The sequence below is a fragment of the Streptomyces sp. AcH 505 genome, assembly GCF_000818175.1.
GTDB lineage: Bacteria > Actinomycetota > Actinomycetes > Streptomycetales > Streptomycetaceae > Streptomyces.
In genome coordinates this window covers 4,160,917-4,168,987 of the sequence record NZ_JTIY01000001.1, presented here as the reverse complement: position 1 = coordinate 4,168,987, position 8,071 = coordinate 4,160,917, and the positions used below count along the sequence as shown (strand labels likewise).

General features: G+C 70.5%; 7 protein-coding genes and 1 pseudogene. 7 read left to right on the top strand and 1 reads right to left on the bottom strand.

Translation table 11 applies throughout. The annotated features are described in order from the left end of the window. Positions 1-39: 39 nt before the first annotated feature. The 6 genes from HY68_RS19070 (at position 40) to HY68_RS19045 (ending at position 6,884) form a co-directional block, all read left to right on the top strand. Positions 40-1,167, top strand: coding sequence for a hypothetical protein (locus HY68_RS19070; RefSeq protein ID WP_041996589.1), 1,128 nt, complete (start codon positions 40-42; stop codon positions 1,165-1,167). 57 nt (positions 1,168-1,224) lie between these two features. Then, complete coding sequence (gene glnII, locus HY68_RS19065) at positions 1,225-2,244, top strand: glutamine synthetase (RefSeq protein ID WP_041996586.1); 1,020 nt, start codon at positions 1,225-1,227, stop codon at positions 2,242-2,244. Between the two features lie 341 nt (positions 2,245-2,585). Beyond that, positions 2,586-3,173 (top strand): winged helix-turn-helix domain-containing protein, encoded by a 588-nt coding sequence (locus HY68_RS19060; RefSeq protein WP_041990479.1) that lies wholly within the window; start codon positions 2,586-2,588, stop codon positions 3,171-3,173. A 156-nt stretch (positions 3,174-3,329) separates the two neighbouring features. Then, a complete protein-coding gene (locus HY68_RS19055; RefSeq protein ID WP_041996583.1) occupies positions 3,330-4,592 on the top strand; it encodes a sensor domain-containing protein in 1,263 nt (420 codons plus the stop codon). Beyond that, a complete protein-coding gene (locus tag HY68_RS19050; RefSeq protein ID WP_041990477.1) occupies positions 4,577-5,230 on the top strand; it encodes a response regulator transcription factor in 654 nt (217 codons plus the stop codon). The genes HY68_RS19055 and HY68_RS19050 overlap by 16 nt, the downstream gene beginning before the upstream one ends. Positions 5,231-5,375: 145 nt before the next feature. Then, a complete protein-coding gene (locus HY68_RS19045; RefSeq protein ID WP_041990475.1) occupies positions 5,376-6,884 on the top strand; it encodes a DUF1996 domain-containing protein in 1,509 nt (502 codons plus the stop codon). Positions 6,885-6,951: 67 nt separating this feature from the next. Here HY68_RS19045 and HY68_RS19040 read toward each other — a convergent pair whose 3' ends face one another. Further along, complete coding sequence (locus HY68_RS19040) at positions 6,952-7,413, bottom strand: hypothetical protein (RefSeq protein WP_063779661.1); 462 nt, start codon at positions 7,411-7,413, stop codon at positions 6,952-6,954. Positions 7,414-7,528: 115 nt separating this feature from the next. Between HY68_RS19040 and HY68_RS45255 the strand changes: the two are divergent. Further along, a pseudogene (locus HY68_RS45255) lies at positions 7,529-8,071 on the top strand (hypothetical protein); the annotation flags it as partial.

The following is an 8,071-nucleotide window of genomic DNA, read 5'->3' as shown; positions in this document are numbered from 1 at the left end:
CGGCTCGCTTCCGCCCGGCTCGATCCGGGCCCGCTCGACCTGACCGGGCTCACCGCCCGGCCCGCGCAGGTGTGGGGCGGCATCCGGCTGGTGCCGCTGGTGCGGGACGAGCCGGTCGCCGGGCTGCGGCTGCACCGCGAGGTCTACGACAGCTTCGGTGTCGTCGAGCTGGACCGGCGCACCGCGTACGTGTCGTACGTCCCGCACGGCTTCGTCGCCGACTGGTCGGGCGAGGACGGCGGCGGGCACGACGGCCGGCGGGGCGAGGGCGCCGCGTACGGCACCCAGCTCGGCGCCGGCCGGCCGCACACCGTCCCGGTGCGCCACCACCACCGCATGGTGAAGCACCGCAAGCCGGCCGCCCGGGCCCGCTTCCTGCCGCTGCACCTCGCCCTGGAGGGCTATCTGTCGCTGCATTTCGGCGGCCCGTCCATCGCCTGGGACGAATGGTCCCAGCAGGCGGTACGGCAGGGGCTCACACCGCGCGAGGAGGACGCCTTCCTGGGGCTCGACGTGCGGGGGCTCGCTGAGGCGCTGCGGATCTTCGAGATCCACCCCGGCCAGTGCGGTGTCATGGTCTACGCGGCCGACGCGCTGGCCGCCGCCTTCGTCGTACCGCACCCGGCCGACTACCGCGCCCTGCATCCGACGCTGGTGCGGGACATGTACGGGGAACTGCTCTACCAGTACGCGTACTTCGGCGGTCCGGTACCGGAGTTCACCGCGCGGATCCGGGACACCGGGGCGCTGACGACGCTCGCGGACCTGCGGGCGGCGGCCCTCGCGCAGGAGCGGGAGTGGGCCGACGCGCACGACTCGGTCCTGGCGCGTGAGCTGCTGACCACGTCGTACTCGTACGAGCGGGTGTACCGGATGGGCGACTTCGAACTGCGCAGGTTCCTGCCGCCGTTCGCCCGCGACCAGGCGGAGCAGCACATCGGCGAGCTGATCGCGGACAGTGCGGGGCGCACGGCGTATCTCAAGACGTTCCGGCTCTCCGGCGCCCAGATCAAGCGTGGCCATCTGCTGAGGAGTCTCGCCGCCCACGACTGGCGTCTGGAGTCCACGGCGGCGGCGCTCGGTACGGATGTGGCGGAGCTGGTGCGGCGGATCCGTTCGGCGGGTTTCGGGCGTCTTCTGAAGAGACGGCCGGAACTGGGCGGGTAACGTACGGTTCACATGCGGGCAATGGCGGAGAAATCGTCCGTTGCGAAGCTGCGCGGTATGACCTTCAAAGCCGAGTACATCTGGATCGACGGCACCGAACCTACCGCCAAGCTCCGCTCCAAGACAAAGATCATGGCGACCGGCGAAGCGCTGCCCATCTGGGGCTTCGACGGTTCGAGCACCAACCAGGCCGAGGGCCACGCGTCGGACCGGGTGCTCAGGCCGGTCTTCTCGTGCCCCGACCCGCTGCGCGGCGAGAACGACGTGCTGGTGCTGTGCGAGGTCCTGAACATCGACATGACGCCGCACGAGTCCAACACACGCTCGGGTCTGGCCGAGACGCAGGAGCGGTTCGCGGCGCAGGAGCCGGTCTTCGGTATCGAGCAGGAGTACACCTTCTTCAAGGGGTCGCGGCCGCTGGGCTTCCCCGAGGGCGGCTTCCCCGCCGCGCAGGGCGGTTACTACTGCGGTGTCGGCGCCGACGAGATCTTCGGACGTGACATCGTCGAGGCGCACCTGGACAACTGTCTGAAGGCGGGGCTCGGGATCTCGGGCATCAACGCCGAGGTCATGCCGGGCCAGTGGGAGTTCCAGGTCGGCCCGCTGGCGCCGCTGGACGTCGCCGACCAGCTCTGGGTCGCCCGGTGGCTGCTCTACCGCACGGCCGAGGACTTCGCCGTCTCGGCGACGCTCGACCCGAAGCCGGTGAAGGGCGACTGGAACGGCGCGGGCGCGCACACGAACTTCTCGACCAAGGCGATGCGCGAGGGGTACGAGGCGATCATCACGGCGTGCGAGTCGCTGGGCGAGGGCTCCAAGCCGCTCGACCACGTCAAGTACTACGGCGCCGGTATCGACGACCGGCTGACCGGGCTGCACGAGACGGCCCCCTGGAACGAGTACAGCTACGGCGTCTCGGACCGCGGCGCCTCGGTCCGTATCCCCTGGCAGGTCGAGCAGGACGGCAAGGGCTACATCGAGGACCGCAGGCCCAACGCCAACGTCGATCCGTATCTGGTGACCCGGCTGATCGTGGACACCTGCTGCTCGGCGCTGGAGAAGGCGGGCCAGGTCTGAGCCCGCGGGCTCCGAAGCGCGTACGAGGGAGACGGCCGCCGCTGAGGCGGCCGTCTCCTTTGCGTACTCCTGGCACCGGTCCCGCTGTCCGGCGCCCCGGAATCTGCTTCAATGGGGGCATGGCCAGCTTCCAGCACACCGCGACGGGTCGCAGCGACCTGGAGCCGTTCTGGCCGTCCCGGCAGCATCACGACTTCGACCGGGTGTGTTGCCGCGCAAGGAACGCGTCGGCCCTCTAAAGCCTTCCCAGGTCTTCGGCCGCCGCGCACGACGTACGTCCGTCTCACCCACGTCCGTCCCGTCGCCCAGGCGACTCCTTCGCGCGAAAGAGCTGACCCCTCATGGCGAACTCCCGTTCTTTCTCCGTGGCCACCGCCGCGAGCAACGCCCCCACCCCGCTGCACCCGCAACCGGCGAGACTGCGCGCCGTCGAGCAGTCCGACATCGACCAGGAGGCGGCCACCGCCCAGGTGGTGGACTTCCTGCCGCCGGGGGCGACCTGGCTGCCCGCCCCGCCGCACACGCTGCCCACCCTGCCGGGACAGCCGCCGATGATCGGCTACCTCGTCCTCGTACCGGCCGATCTCGACCCGCGCGGCGCCGTGCGGGCCGTCCCGCCCCAGCAGCAGGGCGCGGCGGGCGCCGGCGCCGGTCCCGTACAGATCGACAGCGCCGAACGGACCGCCCTGGTCGACGGCAACCAACTCGACCTGACCTACCTGGAGTTCGAACTCCTCGCGCATCTGGTCGCGCATCCGCACCGGGTGCACACCCGGGACCAGCTGGTCACCACGGTGTGGGGGTACGGGCACGTGGGCGACGGGCGGACCGTGGACGTGCATGTGGCTCGGCTGCGCCGCAAGCTGGGCGCCGAGCACCGGCACACCATCCAGACGGTGCGCCGGGTCGGCTACAAATACGCTCCCTGAGACACCGGCCGTCCCTGCCCGAAGGTGGTGCTAGCACCACCCGAGGACGGGGGCGGAAGCGGCTGCCGTGGCGCGCGGGGCCCGGTCAGACTGGTACCCGAAGCCCGGAGGTCGGGCCGACGGAGGCCGGACCGGCCGTGAGAGGGAGTGACCGCGATGAACGGGACCACGACACGAGAGGCGCTGGTGGCCGGCGCACGATCGCTGGGCCTGGGGGTCTACGCGCTGGCCGCTTCGATCGTCCTCTTCACCCTGTCCGTGGTGTCGATCTCCCTCGTCCTGGCCGGTGTCGGATTCTTCACCACTCCCACCGTCCTCACGGCGGTCAGGAAGTACGCCGGCCGGCGGCGGCAGCTCGCCGCCGCCTGGTCGGACGTCCTGATCCCTTCGCCGTACCGGCCGTTCCCGAAGGACGTCAGGGGCGGCATCACCGGCCGGGTCGAGCGCACCACGCTGCTGATCAAGGACAAGGCGACCTGGCGTGATCTGCGGTGGCTGCTGGTCGACATGACGGCCGGCTTCACCGTCCTGATCGTCAGCGCGTCGCTGTTCCTCTACGGGGTCATGGGATTCGTGCTGGCCGCCGGGTTGTGGCGGGCGTTCCGGCACGACCCGTACTGGTTCGCCTTCATCCCGGTCGACAGCCAGCTGACGGGCATCCTGGCCGCCCTGCTGGGCGCGGCGCTCCTGGTGGCGGGGCACCGCTGGTCCGCCACCCTGCTCAAGGCGCACTTCACCCTGACCCGCTCGATGATCGCCCCCGACCACGAGCAGGAGCAGGCGCTGCGGATCGCCCGGCTCACCGAGTCCCGGCACGACGCCGTGGACACCTCGGCCGCCGAGCTGCGCCGTATCGAGCGGGATCTGCACGACGGCGCGCAGGCCAGGCTGGTCGCCGTGGGGATGGACCTCGGCACGATCGAGGCGCTGATCGAGAAGAACCCGGCCAAGGCCAAGGAGCTGATCGGCAAGACCCGCCAGTCGTCGGCTGAGGCGCTGACGGAGCTGCGGGACCTGGTACGCGGCATCCACCCGCCGGTGCTCGCCGAGCGCGGCCTCGGGGACGCGGTGAAGGCCCTGGCGCTGCGGCTGCCGGTGCCCACCGAGGTGGCCGTCGACCTGCCGGGCCGGGCGGACGCGCCGGTCGAGTCGGCGGCGTACTTCGCGGTCTCCGAGACGCTGACCAACGTGGTCAAGCACGCCGAGGCGAACCGGGTCTGGGTCGACGTCTCGTACGGCGAGGGCATGCTGCGCGTCGCGGTCACCGACGACGGGAAGGGCGGCGCGCGGACCGGCGGCGGGACGGGACTGAGCGGACTTGAGCGCAGGCTCGGTACATTCGACGGCATCCTGGCCGTCAGCAGTCCGTCCGGCGGCCCCACCATGGTGACCATGGAGATCCCTTGCGAGTTGTCCTAGCCGAAGATCTCTTCCTGCTGCGCGACGGTCTGGTGCGGATGCTCGAAGCGTACGACTTCGAGATCCTGGCCGCCGTCGAGACAGGGCCGGAACTGACCAGAGCATTCGCCGAACTGGAGCCGGACGTCGCCGTCGTCGACGTCCGGCTTCCGCCGTCCCACACGGACGAGGGCCTGCAGTGCGCGCTCGCCGCCCGCCGCGCGCGGCCGGGGCTGCCGGTGCTCGTCCTGTCCCAGCACGTCGAACAGCTCTACGCCCGGGAGCTGTTGGCCGACGGGACGGGCGGCATCGGCTATCTGCTCAAGGACCGGGTCTTCGACGCCGACCAGTTCATCGACGCGGTGCGCCGGGTGGCCGGCGGCGGCACGGCGATGGACCCGCAGGTGATCCAGCAGCTGCTCTCCCGGCGGGCCCAGGACAAGCCCATCGGCCGGCTCACCCCGCGCGAGCGCGAGGTGATGGAACTGATGGCGCAGGGACGGTCGAACGCCGCCATCGCGGCCCAACTCGTGGTCACGGAGCGGGCGGTGGCGAAGCACACCTCGAACATCTTCGGAAAGCTCGGACTGCCCGTCTCCGACGACGACAACCGGCGGGTCCTCGCCGTGATCGCCTATCTCGACCACGGGCAGGAATGAGCGGTATCCGCCCGGTTTGGTGCTGGAGATTTCTATGAATTCACTGAGCGACTGAACAGTCCTCGAATACGGTCCGTATGGAACGGAGCGCTTCTCCCCCTGCCGCAGATTTCCCTGTAACCGGCAACGAAGCTTGAGGAGTTCCATGCGACGCGCAACAAGAAAACGCTCGACACTGGCGAACCGGGCGATTGCCGCTGCGGCTGCCTTGCTGCTGGGCGGGGGTGGGCTGGTAGCGGTCAATGTCTACGCATCCGCCGGAGAAGGCCACGCCGGTAAGTCCCAGCAGCAGCACACCCGTTTCGCCGGGCATCACGTGTCGACCATCCACTGTCCCGATGTCTCCAACCAGTTGACGGACGTCCCCCCGGCGGCCCGCCCCCAGGTGGATCAGCAACTGGCGGCGATCGACAGTCAGATAACCGATGCCTACAAGCGGTTCGCCGACCGGCGGACGCAGATCGACCAGGATCCGGCGGTCGCCAAGAGCGCGGTGCTCGACCCGCTGAAGGCCCAGCGCCTCACCGGACTGAACCGGATCTACGAGGCACTGCGCCGCGCGGGCCACCGGCCGCACCGGCTGGACAACCTCGCGCCCTGCTCCATGCAGGGTGACGACAACGGCGGCGGCCAGGGCGATCCCAGCGCGTCACCGAGCCAGGACGCGGGCACCAACCCGAGCGCCGATCCCAGCGCGGACCCGAGCGCGGACCCGAGCGGCGACCCCGGCACGGGCGGCGGCGACGGCGGTCAGGCGGGCCAGGGCGGCAACGGCCCCGAGGCGTCCGACTTCGTCGACATCAAGAGCGTCCGGCCCAACGTGCGCACCCCGCGCCAGGCGCGTGGCGGCTCGAAGGGCAGTTTCACCAGCAATTGCGGACGTAATGAGGAGGGCAAGCACAATTCGGACAATGTCATTGTCGCGCCCGGCGTGACCAATGGCGCACACCACGTGCACGATTACGTGGGAAACAAGGCCAATGACGCATTCGCCAGCGACGACGCTTTCGCGGCGGGCGAGACCACCTGCAGCAACCCCGGTGACAAGTCGACTTATTACTGGCCGGTGGTCCGGCTGCAGAACGGCGTGGCCGAGGACGACGCCAACGCGGACGGCGGCGGCAAGGAAGGAAATGCCGGAGAGATTCAGACCCCGGCCCAGGCGAGCATCAAGTTCGTCGGCAGTCCGGTCGCCAAGGTGACCGCGATGCCGCGTTTCCTGCGCATCATCACCGGTGACGCCAAGGCGTTCACCAACGGTGACGCCAACGCCAATGCGTCGTGGAGCTGCACCGGATTCGAGAACCGCCAGCTGAAGGACAAATACCCGATCTGCCCCCAGGGCAGCAAGGTGGTCCGTACATTCAAATTCCAGAGCTGCTGGGACGGTCAGAACACCGACAGCGCCAACCACCGCACCCACGTGGCGTTCGCCGACCAGAACGGCCGCTGCGCGGCCGGGTTCAAGGCGATCCCGCAGCTTCAGCAGCGCATCGTGTACGACGTGCCGCCGGGCCCCGGCTTCGCGCTCGACTCGTTCCCCGAGCAGCTGCACAAGCCCATCACGGACCACGGTGACTTCATCAACGTCTTCGACGAGGCCCTGATGAACCGCATGGTCAGCTGCATCAACGGCGGGCGCAGCTGCCGCTGAGGCACCGCACCGCCACCGCCGCCCGCCGTCCGGTTCCGGGGAGGAGCCGGGCGGCGGGCCCGGTGCTTCAGCCCGTGCCCTCCATCCCGGGCATCCCGCTCATGTCCATCCCCGGCATCCCGCTCATGTCCATCCCGGGCTGGTGGGAGGCTCCTGTCTCCACCGTCCCGCCGAGCCGGCCGCGCAGCGCGGCGACGACCGTGGGGGTGCCCACGGCCACCCACTTGCGGCCCACGAGATACGAACCGCCGTAGTCCTTCGCCTCGTTGATCCACTCGCGCTGGCCGCGGTCGGTCGCGAACGTGGCGAGCACGTACTTGCCGTCCCCGGTCGTGCAGTTGGCCTGCCGCAGCTCGCTCGCGTCGGTCTGCAGGTTGGGATCGCACTTCGCCTTCGAGGCGATCTGTTCGAGGCTCCCGGTCGCCGTCTTCGGCACCTCGGGGGCCTCGTCGTCGTTCGCGCCGCACCCCGCGAGCAGAACCACGGCCAAGGCCGCGATCGCAGGTGCCGTTCGTCGTTCGGTACGCATGCGGTCATCGTGCCCCGCCCGTACGGCGCCGCGCGGGGGAACGTCGGGATGGCGCGTTTGCCCGATCTCGCACCAGGCGGAGTGACCATCGCACCATTCGATCGTTCTGCGGTACGTGCGCCCCACCGATGCCGTCACCACCGCAGCCCCCGCCCCCGGTTCCGCCGCCCCCGTCGGCGTCGACCAGGCCGAGGCGTCCCTCGTCGAGCACTACCCCCGTCTCGTACGCATCGCGTATCTCGTCCTGCCGCCGTCGCTCGGCCGCAACCGGCGGGTGCTCACCGCGCACGCGCTGGTGCAGCGCGCCCTGCCGCGCGGCAAGGTACGGGCATCCGACGGCACCGGGATCCCCGCGCCGCGCGCCACGGAGGCGGGATCGCCCGCGCAGGACGCCGGTTACGTGTTCGTACGCGGCCGGGTGCTGCGCCAGGCGCTCGACGCGGGTCTGCCGCTGCGCAGGCTCTCCTGGCCCAAGCGGGCCCAACTCCCGCCGGTGCTGCCGCACGTGTGGGGGCTGCGGCTGTTCCCCCGCTCCGGCGGCGCCGACGAACTCGCCCTGGACCAGTGGCTGTCGGCGCTCTCCGGGCCGGCGCGCGCGGCTTTCGTGCTGCGCACCCTGGAGCGGCTGGCCGACCCCGACGTACGGCGGGTGCTGAGC

Coding starts and splice junctions, on each gene's coding strand:
- glnII (WP_041996586.1), top strand. CDS start 1,225: ATGACCTTCAAAGCCGAGTACATCTGGATCGACGGCACCGAACCTACC.
- HY68_RS19040 (WP_063779661.1), bottom strand. CDS start 7,413: ATGCGTACCGAACGACGAACGGCACCTGCGATCGCGGCCTTGGCCGTG.
- HY68_RS19045 (WP_041990475.1), top strand. CDS start 5,376: ATGCGACGCGCAACAAGAAAACGCTCGACACTGGCGAACCGGGCGATT.
- HY68_RS19060 (WP_041990479.1), top strand. CDS start 2,586: ATGGCGAACTCCCGTTCTTTCTCCGTGGCCACCGCCGCGAGCAACGCC.
- HY68_RS19055 (WP_041996583.1), top strand. CDS start 3,330: ATGAACGGGACCACGACACGAGAGGCGCTGGTGGCCGGCGCACGATCG.